This window comes from Sorangium sp. So ce145 (assembly GCF_051525985.1).
In the GTDB taxonomy this organism is placed as follows: domain Bacteria; phylum Myxococcota_A; class Polyangia; order Polyangiales; family Polyangiaceae; genus Sorangium; species Sorangium cellulosum_B.
This window is the reverse complement of record NZ_CP150315.1, coordinates 808,734-827,087: the sequence shown is the minus strand read 5'-3', so window position 1 is coordinate 827,087 and position 18,354 is coordinate 808,734. Positions and strand designations below refer to the sequence as shown.

The window sequence follows — 18,354 nt, the reverse complement described above, 5'->3', positions numbered from 1 at the left end:
CCTGGCAAGCTTCAAAGTATTCGCTGCACCTGGTGACCGGGGCGCACCCTGCCATCTGCTCAGAGGTACCGCTGCCCACGTCGTCACCGTTTCGGTATGCGTCTCCTGTAGCCGCTGACGGGAGGATGATACTGCCACCTGCGCCGTCCGTTCCCTGGCCCCTGAGATAGCACTCACCCATGTCGAAGTTGCACGCCGTGAGACCGGAAACGAGAACAGCGGCCGCCTTCGTTTTCGACATGCGTCGCATGCCCCCACCCTCCAGGTCATTCCGGATACACGCGCGGAGATGCGGGCGCAACGGTGATTCGCATCACTGCTCATGTCCTTGCGCTACCGTTCATCAGGCCCCCCGCTCCGCGGCCGAGCCCGAGCAGAGCGCAGCGGGTTGCGATTCGTCGCGGACGAACTCAGCACGGGCGCGGAGCTCGATGCGTACGTCGGCGAACTCGGCGCGGTCATGGCCCACATGCTCGACGAAGGCCTCTACACGGGATGCATGAAGCGCGAGTTCGTCAAACTCCTGCTCGGGCTGGATATCGGACTGCGCTATTCGGTCGCAGAAGAGTGTCACGAACGTGCGCACGGTCGCCGCGTCGCCCGCGAACCGCTCGATCGCTGCCACGAGCTGGTCGATGGCCACCAAGAACGGCTCGATGGCCGCCACGAACCGCTCGATCGCTGCCAAGAACGGCTCGATGGCCGCCACGAACCGCCCGATGGCTGCCACGAACCGCTCGATCGCTGCCACGAGCCGCTCGATGGTCGCCGTGAGCCGTTCCCCTGCCCCGTCTCACCTCGACCCCTCCGGGCGCCGCTCCCGCACGACCGCTGCCAAGCGCCGTGCGCGTGGAGCAGTCCTGGTAGGGGCCACCGTGCGCATCGCAGGGATGCGAACGCCAGGGCGACGGTGTCCGCCCGCGTGGGGGTGGCAGGCCAGTCGACAGCGGCGGGATGTCAGGCGGGCTCCGCGATGCGCTACCCGACGGGTCGAACAGGCGTGAGATGCGCATTGATTCGTATTGCACGCCTTGTCGATCCATGATGAAAGCATCCCAAGGACAGCATCATGATGGGCGCTCATCCCCCTGCCGAGAACGCCCCCCACGCATCGTTCGACCCCCGCGTCTGGCAGCTCTGGGGAAAAGCCGACCCCTCCCGCGCCCGCGAGGGAAGCCCGGATTGGCACCCTCTCCTGTGCCACGTGCTCGACGTTGTCGCGTGCGCCGAGCGCCTGCTGCTCCAGGTGCGTCCCGAGCGGCTCGACGCGATGGCCGCAGCCCTCGCCCTGCCGCGCCGCTTCGTCTGCACGACGTGGATCGAGCCCGGAGAGCTCGCGTTGTCGCCCGAGGACACGCCGCAGACCTCGCTGGTCGCGCGGCGCCCCGAGCTGCGGACTCCCGCCCTCTGACTTGCAAAGGAGCCTCCGATGTACCTGTCCCGAGCCTTGCTGAACCCCATTTCGCGCGCCGTGCGCGCTGATATCGCCGATATCGAGGGTCTCCACCGCACGATCATGCGCGCGTTCCCCGACGGCGCCGGGCCCCATCCGCGCCGGGCGCACGGCGTCCTTTTTCGCGTGGACGAGGCGGTCCTGCGCGGCCGGTTCGTCCTCCTGGTTCAGAGCGCGACGCGACCGGACTTCACGCGGCTGCCCGAGGACTACTTCCTCGATATCCAGGAGGATCTGGGCTTAACCGAGCCGAGCCCCATCGAGAACCCGGCGATCCGGGAAGTCGGCAGCGAGCGGGCGCGTATCAGAGCGGGGGATTTCTTCCGCTTCAGCCTGCGCGCCAGTCCGACGCGCCGAATCGACACGAAGAGCGGCGACGACGGCAAGCGCCGCAATGGCAGGCGCGTGGAGCTGCGCGACGACGCATCGCGGCTCGACTGGCTGCGGCGCAAGGCGATGGCCGGCGGCTTCGAGCTCTGCGGCGCGGAGGACGGCGCCGGGGTGGGCGGCGTGTCGGCGGTCGAGGAGCCGAAGCTCACCGGTCGCGGGTCGGGCGCAAGCGAGCAGCGACAGCAGCTCACGCTGGCACCGGTGCTGTTCGAGGGGCGGTTGCGGGTGACCGACGCGGATCGGTTTCGTGAAGCGCTCGCGGCGGGTGTCGGACCGGCGAAGGCGTACGGGTTCGGGCTGCTGTCGATCGCGCCAGAGCAGGGCTGAGCGGCGTCCGGCGGCAAGCCGGCGGGCGACTGGCAGGTACGGCGCAGCGAGCGCGCCAAAAAAACGTCGCCCCGGCGCTCTCGGTGCTGATGCTCGGTCCCGGGGTGTCGATACGATGCCCTCGGTAGCAGGATTGGGTCGCCCCCGCGCACGCGGGGGGTGAACTGAGCAGCGCGATCAAGATGGCGGCCTCCGGGCACCATGAAGAGCCTCGACGATGGTGGATCGCGTCGAAATCACGTTTGTCTACGCGCGAGCTCAGGGTACGCTCCTTCCATGCGGCCGCGGCCGGCGGATGGACGCAGCGAGCGCCCGTCCCAGAGGCAACAGAGCTCGGCTCGGACTATTGCCCCGCTGACGAAACCAAGGTCCTCACCTCGCGCGCTCCCTTTGATGAAGTAGATTTCGAGAAGATCGAGCGCGGCAATTATGGACATGCGAAAACGCAGAACGCCCTCGCCGACTTCCTTCGACGCCACGACATCCAGCCACGTTCGCCGTCCGTGAGCGAACCGGAGTACGACCTCGCCTGGGAAGCGGGTACCACGATCTTCGTGGCTGAGGTCAAAAGCATCACGGATGCGAACGAGGAACGGCAGCTCAGGCTCGGGCTCGGTCAAGTGCTTTGGTACGCTCATCTGCTCAGGGCCGGAGGGAGGACAATTGAACCTGTCCTCGTCGCAGAGCGGGAGCCGCAGGATCCGAGGTGGCTCGAGATGTGTGAGGCCGTCGGGGTCCGGCTCGTGTGGCCGGATGTGTTCGCAAGTGCACAGCTCGAGGATGCGTTCAACACGGCCCGCCAGGTGATGGCTCCCCGGCTCCGTAACGCACCTACGGCACCCAGCTTCCGACGCCACGGAGCGACACCAGCGCGCCGACCGGCGGCGATCTGTACGCGACCCCCACGCCGTCCACCGAGAAATCGTTGCGCCGGAGCGGCACCAGCGCGGCGGCGCCGACCTCGAAGCCGAGCGGACCTGCCAGGCTCGCCAGCGACAGCTCGATCGGCACCGCCAGCCACGTCTTCTCGACGGCGTCGTTCCGCGTGAAGCCGCTCGCCGCCGCCTTCAGCCGGCCAGCGTGAACGCCGGAGCACACGTCGAAGCGCAGCACCCCAGCACCCGCGGCCGCGAAGCAGGCGCGCACGGCGCCGCCGAGCATCGTCTCGCGGAGCTCGCCCGGCCCGAGCTCCAGCGTCTGCGGGACGAGCCAGAGCGCGCCGATCGCCGCTCGAAATCGCGTACCGCCGATGCCGAGCTCCGCGGAGAGCGCGGGCGCGAAGGGACGCACCACGCCGAACAGGCCGGCAGCGCCCACCGCCATCGTGAGCCGCGTGGCGCCACGTCCGGACGTCGACGCCTCGCGCTCGCCGCCGCCGGCGCCCGCTGGCGCGGGCCGCGCGACCAGCGGCCGCTCCGCCGAAACGCTGGGCGAAGGCGCAGGCGCTGGAGGCGCGGGCGGCGGCGTGTCGCGCGCCTCGGCCTCGGAAGCTTGCGCCGACGGCTCCCGCGCGTCGGAGTCGAGCAGCAGCGCGAGCGTCACCGCGGTCGCCTGCTCGAGCCCGGCGCAGCTGCGGCTGCGATCGCGCAGCTCGCGCGCGCCGCTCCCGCTGCGGATGGACGCGCGGAAGCCGTCGGTATCCCGGGTGAACTCGACGACGTAGGAGCCGCTCGCACCCGTCTCCGGCCGGCCGCGCAGCTGCTCGACGCGCTCGATGAGGCGCGCCGCGTCCGGGCAGATCTCGGCGCCAGCGCCGCGCGTCACGCTCAGGAACGGCTCGGTCTGCGCCGTGGCGGTCCCCGAAGCCGCCAGCATCGCACCAAAAACCACGGGAAAAGCGCGACGCCTCCGCATCGGGACGACGCGAGGGTAGCCGCCGCGCGGAGCACGCGCATTTATTTGTGATCGTCTCGGCCCGGCGTCCCCACTAGGGGACCGAGTGGTATCGTCCCTGCACAATTCCGCGCTCGATCTTGCGGCGTCGGCTCGTCTCGTTCGCTGACAGGTCACCGGGACGTCACGGCATGAGCATACCGGACCCCGAGTTTCGAGCCCTCTACGACGCGCACTTCAACTTCGTCTGGTGCTCGCTCAGGCGCCTCGGGGTGCGCGAGGCGGACGTGCTCGACCTGGCGCAGAAGGTGTTCTTGACCGCGCATTTCAAGCTCCCCGAGTTCGAGGGTCGATCGCTCCTCACGACATGGCTCTTCGGCATCTGCCAGCGTGTCGCGAGCGACTACCGGCGCTCCGCGCGGTTCCGGCGCGAGGTCACGACGGACGCCGCGGAGATGGACCTCTACGGCGGCGCGTCCGAGGAGCTCGCGCTGAGCGCCGAGTCGCGGCAGCGCGCGCAGGCGGCGGAGGCCATCTTGAACAAGCTGCCGGAGCCGCAGCGCCTCGTGTTCGTCCTCTTCGAGCTCGAGGAGAAGTCGGGACAGGAGATCGCGGACCTGCTGGGCATTTCCGTGGGCACCGTGCGCTCGCGCCTCCGCCTGGCGCGCGAGACCTTCTCCCGCGAGGTCAAGCGCCTCGCGCTTGCACAGGACACGAGCCGAAAGGAGGCCGTGTGATGGGGGATCCTGAACGGCTGCTGAGCGTCAAGAGCGGGGCGGACCCGCTCGAGCGGGAGCTCCTGGGGAGCGTGCGCCACGTGGGTCCGCCCGAGGGCGCGAAGGAGCGCGCATGGCGCGGCATCGCGGGCCAGCTGGCGGCGGGGACGGCCGCCGGCGCCGCGGCCGGCTCGAGCGCCGCCGCTGCCACGAAGGCTGGCGCCGGTTCGCTGTTGTCGCCGGCGCTCTCGGCCAAGGCAGCGGCGGTGCTCGTGGGCGGCGGCCTGGTGCTCGGCGGAGGGTACTGGGCCCTCTCCTCCCCGGACGAGCCGCCTGCGCCGCCCAGCGCGGCGGCCCCGGAGCGCGCGCCCGCGGAGGCGCCGCAGGCCCCTGTGGCACCTCTGGAGGAGCCCAAGGCGCTTCCGGAGCCGCCGCGCGATGGCCCCACCGCGGCAGAGCCGCCCCGGAGGCCGAGCGGACCGAAGCCGACGGAGACCGATCTTCTGCGCGCGGAGAGCGCGCTGCTCACGGAAGCGCGCGCCAAGCTGCGCTCTGGAGACGTGGCGGGAGCCACGGCGCTCCTCGAGCGCCTGCGTGCGCAGTTCCCGAACGGCGTGCTCCGGCAGGAGCGCGAGGTGCTCGCCATCGACGTGCTGGCCGCGCGCGGCAACGCGCAGGAGGCGAAGCGGCGCGCTCAGGCCTTCGTCAAGCAGTATCCCAAGAGCCCCCACAGCGCGAAGCTCGGGCGGTTCCTGGATCAGCCGTGAGGCGCTGCTCGGCCGCTCGCATCATGGCGTTCGGCTGCCTTGCGGCCTCCGGGTGTGATGCGGAGATCACCTCGGTCGGAGCCTGGGCGCCCGTCGTGTCCGGATCGTCTTCTATCGAGGCGGAGCTCGGAGAGCTGAGCGACGGCTTCACCGTCGGTGAAGACAGCCGCGCTTCCGGGGGCCGCTTCATCGCGCCCCCTGCCGGGATGCCCTCGGACGAGGCGCCGGGGCTCGAGCGGGCTCGCTACCGCTTCGAGGCGCCGAGCGGGGCAGAATACGTGATCTGGGGGCGGATCCACGCTCCGGGCGCCCTCAACAACCGCTTCTGGTTCCAGGTGGACGGCGGCCCCTGGTACCTCTGGCGCATCAGCGTCGGTGACATCTGGTTCTGGGACGATCTCCACGACAACACGCGTTATGGCGAGCCGCTCCGCTTCCCCCTCTCGGCCGGAGCGCACGAGCTCGTCCTCGCGAACGCCGTCGAGGGCGTCCAGCTGGATCGGCTGTACTTCACGCCGGACGGCGACGAGCCTCCGGGCAACGACACGCCCTGCGATCCGCCGCATTCGATCGAGGTCGAAGGGGAATGCCTCCCGAGCTGCGGCGCCTTGAAGGGAACAGCGTGCGGCGACGTCCCGTGCGCCGGGCGCGAATTGCTCGAAGCCTACGATTGCGCGGTGTGCTGCAGCATCGAAGGACCGTGAGCCGGCGGCGCTCCCGCCATCGGGTCGGAGCGCGGCGACCGTAGACCCACCTCTTCGTACCCATCGAAACGTCTCCACGCTTCGACGACGAAAAAGGTGATCGCGCCCGAGCGGGTCTCCCACCGAGCCCGAGTAGCCAGCAGCCTCGAGCGGAGCCCTGAATGACACCATCATCGATTGAACAATTGAAGTCCCACGGAAGCGCGGGCCTGCTCGCCGCGGCGCTCGCGCTGTCGGCGTGCATCGGCAACCTGGGCAGCGAAGACGGCACATCGCCGGAGGAGGGCACGAACGGCGCGAGCGGCAGCTCGAGCAGCGGAGGCTCGGGCTCGGGGTCGGCGGGCCCCGGCAAGCCATTGACGTGCGACGCGAGCACCATCGATCCTGGGCCTTCGCCGATGCGGCTGCTCTCGCGGGAGCAGTACCTGAACACCGTGCGCGACCTCATCGGCGACGTGCCCGGCCTCGATGCGGCGCTCGGCCCCGCGATCGAGGCGTCGGCGTTCGGCCTCTTGCAGCCGGACGTGACGCAGGTCGAGCTCGAGCACTTCCAGGCCGCGGCGGACGTCATCGCCGCGGCCGTCGCCGGCAATCCGGCGGCCCTCGACAGGATCGCGCCTTGCGAGGCCGGAGCCGAGCCGAGCGAGTGCGCGCGCCAGCTGGTCGTGGGCTTCGGCGCCCGGGCCTACCGCGCGCCGATCACGGACGCGGCGGACATCGAGCGACACCTGCAGCTCTTCGACGCCGGCGCGGAGACGAGCTACGAGCACGGGGTCGAGCTCCTGCTCCGCGGCATGCTGCAGTCGCCGCGCTTCCTGTACCGCGTCGAGATCGGCACCTCGGAGAAGGTGAGCGATCGCGCCGTGAAGCTCTCTCCCTACGAGGTGGCCGCTCGCCTCTCCTACATGCTGTGGGGCACCCTGCCGGACGCCAGGCTCAACGAGGCCATCGACGACGGCAGCCTGACCACGAAGGAGGGTGTCGCGGCGCAGCTCGACTGGATGCTCGAGGACGAGCGCGGCGCGAGGCTGGTCCATCGCTTCCTCGGCAGCTGGACGCACCTGAACGGCCTGAACAGCGTGGTGAAGGACGCGGACGCCTTCCCCGAGTGGCAGTCGCGGTCGTTCCGCGAGTCGCTGCGCGGGCAGGCCGACGCCTTCTTCGACCACGTGCTCGACGACGAGGGAGGCAAGCTGAGCGCGCTCCTCACCTCGACGACGGTCTTCTACAACAAGGATCTCGGCCGCTACTACGGCGTCACCGGCGACGACTCCTTCCAGGCGCTGAAGCGCACGGACGGCGCCACCTCGGGCATCCTGACGCTCCCGGCGCTGCTCGCCGTCCAGGCGAAGCCCGCAGAGAGCTCGCCGATCTACCGAGGGAAGTTCGTGCGCGAGGCGCTGCTCTGCCAGCAGCTGCCCGCCCCGCCGGCCAACATCCCCAAGCCGCCCGAGGTCGACCCGAGCAGCTCGACCCGAGAGCGGCTGTCGCAGCACGAGGTGGACCCGAGCTGCGTCGGCTGCCACCAGCTGCTCGATCCGATCGGCTTCGGCTTCGAGCACTACGACGCGCTCGGCCGCTACCGCGAGCTCGACGGCGGCGAGCCGGTCGACGCGAGCGGCAAGATCATCGCCACCCGCGACATGAACGGCGATTTCGAGGGCGTGGCGGAGCTCGGCGAGCGGCTCGCGGGCAGCGCCGAGGTGGAAGAGTGCGTTGCGCGCCAGTGGTTCCGCTTCGCCATCGCCCGCTTCGAGCAGGACATGGATGGTTGCTCGATGGAGAGCTTGCTCGCGACCTTCAAGGCTGCTGGCCAGGATCTGAACGCGCTTCCCCGCGCCGTCGTGGAGACGGACGCCTTCCTTTACCGCCGCGCGCTGGACGCGCACACGAAGGAGATGCCATGAACCGAAGAGGCCCTATCGACCTCCGCACCCAGATCAGCCGCCGCAAGCTGCTGGGCGGGCTCGGCGCCCTGACCGTCGCGCTCACGAGCCCCGTCTGGCGGAGCGCCACGGTGTTTGGTCAGGACGCGAAGCAGCCGGGCGCCAGGCGCTTCATCGGCATCTTCTCGGCGAACGGCACGGTGCCGTCGGCGTTCTTCCCGCCGGGAGACGCGCACGAGGCGCCGCTCTCGCTCGGACCTATCCTGGCGCCGCTCGAGGAGCACAAGCAGAGGATGCTTGTGCTCAAGGGCGTGCACATGAATTCGACGGTCGAGGACGAGCTCGGCGTCCCGAGCGAGAACAAGCCCGGCGGCCCGCACATGAAGGGCCCCGGCGCGATGCTCACGGGCGGCTCGCTGCTCGCCGGCAGCTTCACGGGCGCGGGCGGCCCCGCCGGCTGGGCGGATCGCATCTCCGTCGACCAGCACATCGCGCGTCGCATCGGCGAGAGAAGCCAGTTCCCGTCGCTCGAGTTCGGCGTGCGCATCGAGGGGCAGGAGCCGCTCCGCGTGATCTCGTACCGCGGTCCGAACCAGCCGAACACCGCCGTCGACGATCCATTCCAGATGTACTCGCGCATCTTCGCCAACGCGGATCTCTCCGAAACGGAGCTGCAGCGGCTGATCGCCGAGCGCCAGAGCGTGCTGGACTTCCTCAAGGACGATATCGGCCGCCTGAAGGCGCGCGTCAGCTCCGAGGACAAGGCGCGGCTCGAGGCGCACCTCGGCGGCATCCGCAACATCGAGCAGCGGCTGCAGAGCTCGGCGGTGTCGTGCACGCCGCTCACGATGCCGGAGAAGTTCGACACGCGAGCGATGGAGAACTATCCGAAGGTCGGCCGGCTGCAGACCGACCTGATGCTGCTCGCGCACATCTGCGGCATGACCCGCGTCTCCACGTTCATGTGGGCCAACGCCGATAGCTGGCAGTACTATCCCTGGATCGGGGTGAACGAGGAGCACCACGAGCTCTCCCACGCCGGCGACAACGATGCGGTCGCGAACGAGAAGCTCGTGAAGATCAACGTCTGGCACAGCGAGCAGGTGAAATACGTGCTGGATCAGCTGGCGCTCGCGAAGGAAGTGGACGGCAGCTCGGTGCTGGACAACACCCTGCTGCTCTGGGGCAACGAGCTCGGCGCCGGCAACACGCACACGTACAAGGATATCCCCTGGGTGCTCGCGGGCGGCGCGGGCGGCTACTTCAAGATGGGCCGCACCATGAAGTACGCCGATCTGCCGCACAACAACCTGCTCGTGTCGGTGTGCAACGCCATGGGCCTCGACGACGTGACCACCTTCGGCATTCCCGGCGTGTGCACCGGGCCGCTGCCGGGCCTCCTGGCCTGAGCCCCCTCTTCGCCTCGCATCCCTGGGTGGCCCGCGCGCACCGCGCGCGCCGCGCGCCGCGCAGGACGCCGGACGGACAGGCGCCCGGCGCCAGGATCCGGGTTGCCCCGGGCGGCTTCGGCCACTACGCTCCGACACATTTGGCTTGTGAGGAACCGTGGTCCCTGCGCCAGCTCAGTCCGCGTTCTCTGATTTCGTCCTGCTCCTTCTCTCCGCGGCGCCCAAGCTCGGGCTCCCGATCGACGCGGTCCTGCGCGACGCCGCGCTCCCGCCGGAGGCGCTCCGCCAGCGCGGGTTGCCGATCTCCCTGAGCGCGGCGCGGCAGATATGGTCCTCCGCCGAGAAGATGAGCGGCAATCCGCTGCTCGGGCTGCACGCCGCGCAGGGGCTCGAGGTCGGCTCGCTCGACCTCCTCGACTACCTGACACGGAGCAGCAGCAGCTTTGGAACAGCGCTGGAACGCGTCATCCGCTTCGCTCCGCTGGTCGCCAGCGGGGGCGTCCTGAGCCTCGAGGTGACCGGTCGCCGCGCGCATTTCCGCCACCTCTCGCCGGACGGCGTGCCCGCCGTCGCGGATCTCATCGTCAGCTTGATGGTGCTCCGGACGCGGGCGTTCTCGGGCGAGCACATCCGCCCGCTGGCGGTGCGCTTCCGGCACCGCCGCGAGCGCGTCGCAGGCGAGTACGAGCGCGTCTTCGACGCGCGGGTCGAGTTCGATGCCCCCTATGACGAGCTGGTCTTCGATCGGGACCTCCTGGAGCTGCCCTTCCATTCCGCCGAGCCGCGCCTCTGTGAGATCCTCGAGGACTGCGCGGCGGCGCGCCTTCAGGCGCTCGGCAAGCCCAGCGGGGCGCCGGCGGCCGTCGCCCGCGTCCCGTCGAGCTTCGTCGAGGATGTCCGGCAGGCCCTCCAGACCTGCATCGCCCAGGGCAACCCGAACATCGATCGCATCGCGGAGCACCTCGGCGTGAGCTCGCGGACGCTCCAGCGGCTGCTGCGAGAGCAGGGCACGTCCCACCGCGCCCTGTTGATGCAAGCGCGAACCGAGCTGGCGGATCGCTACCTGGCCTCGTCCAACCCCACGAGGCGCGCGCTCGCGGCCGGGCTCGGCTACGCGAGCGCGCGCTCGGTGTCCCGCGCGCTGCGCCGCCGGTGAGCCGAGCTCACCGGCGGTCCCGACGGACAGGTACGCCACGCGCGCGCGGTCCATGCCGACTCAGCCGCACATCGCGCCGAGACCGCCCTGCAGCATCACGGATACCATTGAATCTGAAGCTGCCTGTTGCTCGTCGTGCTCACCTGGTAGACGACGTCGTTCGCGGTGCCCGGGAACGGGATCGTGGTCGTCGCGGACCAGCTGTTCGCCGGGGCGCTCTGGGGCGCCCCGCCGTTGGCCGACACGCTGACGCCGTTCAGCGGGACGCCGTCCGCCGGGCTCATCTGCAGCGTCAGGGTCGCCGGCGTCCAGCCGGTCGGGAGGCTCGCCCGATCGATCTGGAAGCAGGACGTCCCGTTGACCGACGCGATGATCGCCGAGCTCATCGGCCCGAGGCTCTGGCAGGGGGGCGCGGGGTTCTTGTAGAACCCGAACGTGTGCTGCCGCGTGAACATCGGCACGGTGGCGCTGCCGGCGTGGTCCGCGAACACCGTGATGTCGTGGCTCCCCGTCTCGGCGAACTGGCCGACCTTGAGCGAGTAGACGCCGTCGTTGGCCGTCGTGTCGCCGTGCGCCGCAGCGCCGTCGTCATGGAACGACAGGGGCGTGACCGCGCCGCTCGGGCCGGTCATCTCCGCGCTGACCGTGGCGCCCAGCACCGGGCTGCCCAGGTGGCTCACCTCGGCCTCCACGATGAGCGGCGCCGCCCCGACGTTCAGCGTGCTCGGCGTGACCCGGAGCGAGATCGTGTCGGCCAGGGTCGATACCGCGGAGTAGACGTAGATGGGCTGATCCGAGGTGTTGACCGCGCAGAACTGCCAGAACCCCTCCTCGTACGCCTCCGTCAGGTTCAGGGAGAAGCGCTTGAAGTTCTCCGCCGAGAAGAAGGTCAGGTCGGAGCCAGACGCGGCGAAGTTCGCCTCGGTGATCTTGGACGTCTGGTCCCACGGGGGAAGCAAGTAGACCTCCGGCGCGGCCGCCCCGACGAAGATCATCGTGAAATCCACGATCTGCGCCGCCGAGACCAGCGTGTCCGCGCACGCGAACGAGAGCGGCGACTGCGGCGACGGAGGCGGGATTTGCGTCAGCCCCTGGTCGATCATGCCGCCGTCGCGGCAATCGTTCGCCATGCGGTTGAACGCGCCGATCAGCTCGAGCTGGTCGATCGCGGTGTCGCTGTCGGCGCGCAGGTAGAGCCCGGGTGAAAACCCGTAGTTCGCCGCGATGTCGCTCATCATGGCCTCGTCCGCTCCGGACCCGAGCGCGATCGAGTGGACCTCGTCCACGCGGCTGTAATAGTCCGTATAGAAGTCGCTCGGGGCAGGCGGCGTGTTGTGCTGCCCGTCGGACAGCAGGATGACGCACTCGCGTGCGCTCTTGGTCGGGCTCTCGGCGATCAGCATGTCGAGCGCCTCCTCCAGGCCGGCCCCGATCGAGGTCGACCCGTTCGCGACGAGCGCGTCGACCGCCGTGTCCAGGCCGGACGCCGGCAGCGCCGTCAAGGGGTACGTGATCGACGAGGTGTCGGAGTAGCTCGCCACGCCGAGCAGCTCCGTGAACGACTGCGATGCTGGCACATTGCTCGACACCAGCGTGTTCCAGTAGATCTTGGCCGCCTTCTTCGCGAGCGCGAGGCGGTCGCCGTACATGCTGCCGGACCGGTCGATGATCACCACATGGTTGGTGTCCAGCGGGGCGACCTGGGCCAGCGCCGCGGACATCCCCGCCGCGCTCGCGACGAGACCGCCGGCGACGCTTGCGAACATTCTGAATGACCTTCTCATCATCTCCAATCCTTCTTGAGCATCGTTCAAAACCAAATGTCTACAGCGGTTTCCGCCCACCTCTGCTCCACGCAGAGCAGAGCGGCGGTCTCCCGCACAGGAGACGGGTCCAGATCGGCGTTTTCGGCGCGGAAGCGCACTCCAGTGCGCTGAGCACCGAAAACGCCGAGGTGGACCCGTATCCGAAGCGGGTGTTCAGGGCCTCCGGAACACCACCTCGAGCTTGGGGAGCCGCGCGGCGTTCGCGGTGTCGCTCGACATGAACGAGACCTCCCGGTAGTTCCCCACCTCGCTCTCGAGGCGCATCAGGAAGCCGTGGTTGCTCGCGGGCGCGCTCAGCATGTCCTGCACGAGCTCGGTCACGTCCACGCCCTCGTAGTCCTGGCCGAGCGACGTGCTCGGCGGCAGGAGCACCTGGTGGAGCGACGTGGTCGTGGGCTGGTTGGCCCAGGTCACTGTGTTCTCCTGCCACGCCGAGGTGACGCGCTGGAGCAGGAAGGCGTTGGAGCCGCCATACGTCGAGTGCCCCGGGAGCAGGCCGTTCCAGGTGCCCTGGCCGTAGAGGCGCGCGTCGGGATCGGCGTAGAGGGTGAGGCGCGCCCGCTCGATCGTGGAGCCCGCCGGGATCTCCGACAGATCGAAGCGGAACAGGCTCCGGTTCACGTAACTCGTATTGCTGGAGGTCCACACCCCCGCGGTCATGTTCGGGGAGCTCCCGTTGTTGGCCCCGACGCTCGCGCTCAGGTTGGTGATCGTCGCATCGATACCGTCGCTGCCGGGCTGGAGCGTCAGCCGCTCCGGCTCGTTCTCGCAGCGGCCGCCGACGACGAACACGCCGCTCACCGCGTCGCACTGCGCCTCGTAGGCCGGCGTGTGACAGGCGCCGTCGGGCTCCGTGCACGAGCCGATGGGCTCGACCCCGCAGGCGTCGACCTGCGCGCAGCTGTAGCCGCTCAGGAAGTAGCCGCCGGCCTCGCGGCAGCTCGCGCTGGAGCTGATGCCGCCCGTGCCGAGGTCGGTGCAGCCCTGGGACCGGCAGCACGCGCCCGTCGTCTCGAGGAGGCAGCTCGACGAGCAGCCGTCGCCGTTCTGCGCGTTGCCGTCGTCGCACTGCTCGGACGCCTGCTGCACGCCGTCGCCGCAGCAGCGCTCGACGGTCACGCCCGCGTTCTGCACGACGGAGCACTGGATGACGTCGTCCTCGGGGCCCTGGCACGTCCCGCTCACGCACGTCTGCCCCGGTCCCGTCGTGCAATCCGCGTCGTCGAGGCACGAGCAAGGCACGGTGTCCTCGGAGTGTTCGTCGAAGCAGGCCTCGACCTCGGCGAGCCACGCCTCGGCCAGGGCGCTCGGATACACCAGGTTGGACGCCTCGAGCCCGTTGCTCGTGTCGTAGAGCAGCGCGGTCAGATCGAACGTGGGCGTCGGGGTGTTGACGACGGCGCCGCTGAAGGCGCCCACCCGCAGCTGGTTGGCGACGGCGGAGCCCTGCGCGTCGAGGCAGCCCCAGTGCTTGAGCAGGTTGATGTGCGCTTCCTGGCACGGGAAGCTGAGGTTGCCGCGCAGGCCGCTCACCAGCCCGACGTACGTGCAGGTGCCGGTCACAAACCTCTCGGCGAGCGCGTCCTTGTCCTGCAGCCAGTCCATCATGGGCCGACCTTCGATGCAGAGGTTCTCCATCGTGGACACCCGCTCTCCCAGGTTGAAGCCGAAATTGAGGACCTCCTGCACGCCGCCCGTGACGTCCTCCGTGGTGGGGGCCATCGGGTCCTCCGCGTGGAGCCCCAGCTCGTCCTTGCACCACGCGAGGAAGTCGGCGGTCTCCGAGGGGGCCGTGAGGGAGCGGGTCACCTCTGTCGGCTGGTAGTTCGTCACCTGGCCGAGCGACGTGCTGTCCCACTGGTACGTCGCCTCGAGCCCGGGCTGGAACTTGGCCTTCGCGACCGAGCCGATATCCCAGGATCGGCGCCAGTCCCAGAGCGTGAACTTCCTCGGCTTCTTGAAGAGCTTGACCTCGAGGCCGATGTGAATGCCGGCGTTGAGCGCGGCGATGAGCTCGAGCTCGCTCATGCCGTAGGTGGCGATCGCGTGGGCGGGCGCATGGGGGTTCTTGAGCCCCCAGATCACCTGCTCGGCGTACTGGGCGCCGGCCTGCGGCGCGCACACGCCGTCGGGCGTGCAGACCTGACCGTAGCCGCAGACGGTGTCCGCGGTGGCAGCGTCGTAGTTGCAGCGGCGGGTGCACGCGCCGTCGACGCACGTGCGGCCTGGCTCGCTCGCGCAGGTCGGGTTCGGGTCCGCGCTGCACAGGCACGTGACCGGCGTACCGCCGACCGTGCACAGCTTCTTCACGGGGTCGCACGTCTCGCCGCTCGCGCAGTCGGCGTTGGACGCGCAGCCGCACGCGGACTGGAAGCCCGAGTGGAGCGGGTGGCAGCCGGGGCCCCTCCACTCGACGACATCGCTCCTGGTCTCGGTCACGCAACGGTACGCGCCGAAGTTGCCGGGGCACTCGGCCTCGGTGACGTCGTAGGTGACGGCTCCGGGGATCGCCGCGTCGCAGTTGCTCCCGATCTTGCGGACCGTCGACGGCAGCGAGTCGCTCACGTAGATGTCGCCGGAGGGCAGCACGGCCAGGCCGCCGGGCAGCTCGAGGACGGCGGACGTGGCCAGGCCGTCTTGCCACACGGTGCCAGGCCCGCCGGCGACCGTGACCGTGGCGCCGAGCGCCGGATCGAAGCGCCGGACGCGACCGGGCTTGTTGCCCTCGCCGATGAACACGCTGCCAGAGCCGTCGATCGCGAGCGCCTGCGGCGAGGTGAGCCGAGCGGCCGTGCCAACGCCGTCCGCGGAGCCCGCGGTGCCGTTGCCTGCCACGGTGGTGACCATCGAGGTCGCGATCTCGTACCGGCGCAGCGAGTTATTGAACGCGTCGGCGATATAGAGGTTGCCGCGCCCGTCGGCGACGATGCCGGACGGCTCCGCGAACCGCGCTGTCGTCCCCACGCCGTCGACGTTCCCGGACGAGGAGGCCAGGCCGGCGACCGCGATGTTCGCGCCCGTCGCGAGGTCGATCCAGACCAGCGTGCGGTCCCCGCTGTTGGTGACGTACAGGTGGCTTCCGACCACGGCCACGTCGCGCGGCGTGCCGACCACGGTGCGGTCGGCGATCGTCGTGACCTGGCCGCTGCTCAGCGTGAGCTTGCGGATCGTGCGGCTGCCGCGATCGGCGATGTAGAGGGCGCCGTCGTGGAGCGTGATGCCCGAGATGGTGTTGAACCGCGCGGCGGTGCCCACGCCGTCGGTGGTGCCCGAGACGGTCGACCCCGCGATCGTCGTCACCGCGCCGCTCGTCAGGTCGATGCGGCGCACGGCGGTCCGGTCCGCGACGTAGAGCATGCGCGTCGACGCGTCATAGGCCATGTCGCCGGGCTGGATGAAGCGGGCCTGCGCGTAGCTGCCGTTCGTGAGGGCGCGCGCCCCGGCCAGGCCGAAGGGCGACGACGCCACGGGGAGGCAGCAGACGCCGTGCTTCTGGCAGCCCGAGATGTCGCGGAGATCGTCGCTGCGCACGTCGGTCACGCAGGTGCCGTCGCTGTCGCACTCGTCACAGGTCTTGTTCGCGTTCCACTTGGCGGTGAAGCCTGCCTGGAAGGCGGTCTTGAGCAGCTTGGCCTGCTTCTCCTTCATGAAGGTGGCGAGCAGCTCGTACGAGAGCTTGCCTGAATCGCACCACTCCTCGGTGATCCCCGTCCAGTCGTCGATGCAGGCGCGGCCGCCGGTGGCGAAGGTGAGGCAGCAGGAGTTGTTGGTGTCGAGCGGGGAGCAGCCGAGGTTCAGCTCGGACTCCTCGACGAGGCGGTTCGAGCAGTACGTCTGATCTTTGTAGTTGAAGACGGGCTTGCACTCGAGGGACTCGTCAGGGTTGCTGTTCACGAGCGCCTGCTCGAGCGAGGTGTTGAGGTCGACCACGCCGCCGGAGCCGCTCGGCTTGAGATCCACCGAGAAGCCGATGCTCGCCTCCACGCCGACCTTCAGCCGCTTGCCGAGCGGCACGCCGAGGAAGAGCTTCGCGCCCACCTCCGGGCGCACCGAGACCACCGTCCCCGCCTCGCCCGTCACGTCCGGCGCCTGGAACGCGTGCATGTCGCGATCGAAATCGACGTTCTCGATCTTGTGGTTCGTGTGTTTGTTGAGCGCCTCCTGCAGGCGCTTGCGCATGAAATAGGCCTCGTCGTACCACTTGACCCCGGCGCCGAGCCGGAAGTACGGGATGAGGAACGCGCCGGGGACCGGGGGGAGCGGGATCTTCGTCAGATCCTTCTCGATCGGCTTCATCTGCATATCCAGGTTGAGCGCCGCGGCCATGACGGCGGCGGAGCGCCCCTCCAGCTTCTCGGCCGGCTTCGCCGCGCTCCTGGGCCAGGTGGCCGGGCTCGGAGCGCCGCTCGGCGTGTAGTCCGCCGTGTAAGAGAAGGGCATGTATGTCCCGACGAGGAACTCCTGCGGGGACACCCGGCCGTCGTGGTCGGTGTCGAGCGATTCGACCTGATCCCCGTCCGCGAGGTAGAAGAGCCCTTTTCGCTTCGCTGCGGAGAGGCTGAGGCCGCCGCCGCCGAAGTGGCCGAGTTCGTCGTCGCCGAAGGGGGCCTCGCGGTTGAACCACTTGTACCCGTCGAGCTGCATGTTGAACTCCGTCCCCGGGAGGATGCTCAGCGTCTCGTCGAACACCGTCACGGCGAAGCCGCCGGTGCGCATCTGGGCACGATGCTTCTTGCTCAGGTTACGCGACTCGTAGCGGGCGCCGATGCCCCACTTGCCGTTGCCGCTCTCGACCATCGTGGCGTACGCGCCATGGCCGGCCCAGGGGATGCACATGTGCAGATCGGGCCGCTGCTTGGAGTAGCCGCCGAGGTGGTAGCCCTCGGTGTAGAGGTCGATATAACACTGGATCTTCGCGAGCAGCTCCGTCGCGTTCTCGAGGTCGCCGCCGAGCTGCTCCAGGAAGTCGGCGAAGCGCCCGTCGGCTATCTCGCCGGCCATCTTGTCGAGCCACTTGACGATCTTGCGGGCCCATTTCGCCTTGCCCTCCTGGGTCTGCTGGACGTCGTTGGAGAGCCAGACGAGCACGCCCATGCTGCAGGTGTTCGTCGGCGTCGTGGCCGGATCGCAGAAGTCGGAGCACTCCTCGTAGGTCGTCTGGCCCTTCTGGATGACGTCCGTGCACCCGGCGTCCACGCGCTGGGTGCAGATGCACCTGCCTTTGCCGGCGTCCTCGACGGTCTCCGTGTCGGAGGCGTTGATGGCCTCGGCCGTCTTGTTGACGATCGACGAGAGGATCTGCATCGACTGCAGGACATGGAAGTTCGTCGTGATGTTCTGGAGATCGGCGCCCTTCGGGTTCGGATTCTCCGGCATCTTGCCGAGCAGGTTCGGGTCGCACGCCTTGGGCTTGAACTCGAAGCCTGAGCCTCCGCCGCCGGCCCCGCTCGCGCTGCTGGCGCTGCTCGACGCGCTGCTGGAGCTGGCGCTGCTCGACGCGCTGCTGGAGTTGGCGCTGCTCGACGCGCTCGCGGCGCCCGAGCCGGTCTCGAACTCCTCGAAGACGGCGTCCGGCCGATCGGGCTGCTGAGACCACCTCGGCCAGCTCGGTGCGCCGCTCTGGCAGCCCACGTCGTCCGCGGAGCAGAGCGCTTGCTGCACGCTTCCGATGGGCTCGCTCGGCTCGCTCGGCTCGTCGGCGCCGCCCGCGCAGGCCGATGCGACGATGCCCAGGCACAGGAGGAGCGGGAGGCGCCCCGCGCGCCTGGGATCCGCGAGGGCGTCTCGTGAGTGGATGAGCTGACGTATCAGCATGGACCTGAGAGCTGTCATTGAATCAACCCCGACGGCCTGATCGGCCGAGATGAGCGGACGTGACGCGGTCGGC

General features: G+C 69.5%; 12 protein-coding genes. 8 read left to right on the top strand and 4 right to left on the bottom strand.

Annotated features, from left to right (window positions below):
• Positions 1-343: 343 nt before the first annotated feature.
• Positions 344-751 carry a hypothetical protein gene (locus WMF34_RS03050; RefSeq protein ID WP_437992361.1) on the bottom strand — a complete coding sequence of 136 codons (408 nt, stop codon included), beginning with the start codon at positions 749-751 and terminating at the stop codon, positions 344-346.
• A 318-nt stretch (positions 752-1,069) separates the two neighbouring features.
• Between WMF34_RS03050 and WMF34_RS03045 the strand changes: the two genes are divergently transcribed.
• Entirely contained in the window at positions 1,070-1,411 is a 342-nt protein-coding gene (locus tag WMF34_RS03045) for an HD domain-containing protein (RefSeq protein WP_437992360.1), read from the top strand.
• Between the two features lie 18 nt (positions 1,412-1,429).
• On the top strand, positions 1,430-2,170 hold the full coding sequence (gene cas6e, locus WMF34_RS03040; protein WP_012233195.1) for a type I-E CRISPR-associated protein Cas6/Cse3/CasE: 741 nt from the start codon (positions 1,430-1,432) through the stop codon (positions 2,168-2,170).
• An 831-nt stretch (positions 2,171-3,001) separates the two neighbouring features.
• Here cas6e and WMF34_RS03035 read toward each other — a convergent pair.
• Positions 3,002-3,985 (bottom strand): hypothetical protein, encoded by a 984-nt coding sequence (locus WMF34_RS03035; protein ID WP_044963824.1) that lies wholly within the window; start codon positions 3,983-3,985, stop codon positions 3,002-3,004.
• A 209-nt stretch (positions 3,986-4,194) separates the two neighbouring features.
• Between WMF34_RS03035 and WMF34_RS03030 the strand changes: the two genes are divergently transcribed.
• The 6 genes from WMF34_RS03030 (at position 4,195) to WMF34_RS03005 (ending at position 10,641) form a co-directional block, all read left to right on the top strand.
• Positions 4,195-4,740 (top strand): RNA polymerase sigma factor, encoded by a 546-nt coding sequence (locus tag WMF34_RS03030; RefSeq protein ID WP_437992359.1) that lies wholly within the window; start codon positions 4,195-4,197, stop codon positions 4,738-4,740.
• Positions 4,740-5,486: a tetratricopeptide repeat protein gene (locus WMF34_RS03025; protein WP_437992358.1), complete on the top strand. Its 747-nt coding sequence runs from the start codon at positions 4,740-4,742 to the stop codon at positions 5,484-5,486. The genes WMF34_RS03030 and WMF34_RS03025 overlap by 1 nt, the downstream gene beginning before the upstream one ends.
• Complete coding sequence (locus WMF34_RS03020) at positions 5,483-6,190, top strand: hypothetical protein (RefSeq protein ID WP_012233191.1); 708 nt, start codon at positions 5,483-5,485, stop codon at positions 6,188-6,190. The genes WMF34_RS03025 and WMF34_RS03020 overlap by 4 nt, the downstream gene beginning before the upstream one ends.
• Positions 6,191-6,375: 185 nt before the next feature.
• Positions 6,376-8,097 (top strand): DUF1592 domain-containing protein, encoded by a 1,722-nt coding sequence (locus tag WMF34_RS03015; RefSeq protein WP_437992357.1) that lies wholly within the window; start codon positions 6,376-6,378, stop codon positions 8,095-8,097.
• The gene (locus WMF34_RS03010) at positions 8,094-9,485 is read left to right on the top strand and encodes a DUF1552 domain-containing protein (RefSeq protein ID WP_437992356.1); all 1,392 of its coding nucleotides are present in this window, start codon (positions 8,094-8,096) and stop codon (positions 9,483-9,485) included. The genes WMF34_RS03015 and WMF34_RS03010 overlap by 4 nt, the downstream gene beginning before the upstream one ends.
• Before the next feature lie 157 nt (positions 9,486-9,642).
• On the top strand, positions 9,643-10,641 hold the full coding sequence (locus tag WMF34_RS03005; RefSeq protein ID WP_437992355.1) for an AraC family transcriptional regulator ligand-binding domain-containing protein: 999 nt from the start codon (positions 9,643-9,645) through the stop codon (positions 10,639-10,641).
• Positions 10,642-10,736: 95 nt separating this feature from the next.
• On the opposite strand, the gene WMF34_RS03000 is transcribed toward WMF34_RS03005, so the two are convergent.
• Together WMF34_RS03000 and WMF34_RS02995 are read right to left on the bottom strand one after the other, a co-directional pair.
• The gene (locus WMF34_RS03000; protein ID WP_437992354.1) at positions 10,737-12,407 is read right to left on the bottom strand and encodes a VWA domain-containing protein; all 1,671 of its coding nucleotides are present in this window, start codon (positions 12,405-12,407) and stop codon (positions 10,737-10,739) included.
• A gap of 213 nt (positions 12,408-12,620) precedes the next feature.
• Positions 12,621-18,281: a DNRLRE domain-containing protein gene (locus WMF34_RS02995; RefSeq protein WP_437992353.1), complete on the bottom strand. Its 5,661-nt coding sequence runs from the start codon at positions 18,279-18,281 to the stop codon at positions 12,621-12,623.
• Positions 18,282-18,354: the final 73 nt, after the last annotated feature.

What these genes read in the sequence shown, in the direction of transcription:
- WMF34_RS03045 (WP_437992360.1), top strand. Translation starts at nt 1,070, where the DNA reads ATGATGGGCGCTCATCCCCCTGCCGAGAACGCCCCCCACGCATCGTTC.
- cas6e (WP_012233195.1), top strand. Translation starts at nt 1,430, where the DNA reads ATGTACCTGTCCCGAGCCTTGCTGAACCCCATTTCGCGCGCCGTGCGC.
- WMF34_RS02995 (WP_437992353.1), bottom strand. Translation starts at nt 18,281, where the DNA reads ATGCTGATACGTCAGCTCATCCACTCACGAGACGCCCTCGCGGATCCC.
- WMF34_RS03000 (WP_437992354.1), bottom strand. Translation starts at nt 12,407, where the DNA reads ATGTTCGCAAGCGTCGCCGGCGGTCTCGTCGCGAGCGCGGCGGGGATG.
- WMF34_RS03035 (WP_044963824.1), bottom strand. Translation starts at nt 3,985, where the DNA reads ATGCTGGCGGCTTCGGGGACCGCCACGGCGCAGACCGAGCCGTTCCTG.
- WMF34_RS03030 (WP_437992359.1), top strand. Translation starts at nt 4,195, where the DNA reads ATGAGCATACCGGACCCCGAGTTTCGAGCCCTCTACGACGCGCACTTC.
- WMF34_RS03010 (WP_437992356.1), top strand. Translation starts at nt 8,094, where the DNA reads ATGAACCGAAGAGGCCCTATCGACCTCCGCACCCAGATCAGCCGCCGC.
- WMF34_RS03025 (WP_437992358.1), top strand. Translation starts at nt 4,740, where the DNA reads ATGGGGGATCCTGAACGGCTGCTGAGCGTCAAGAGCGGGGCGGACCCG.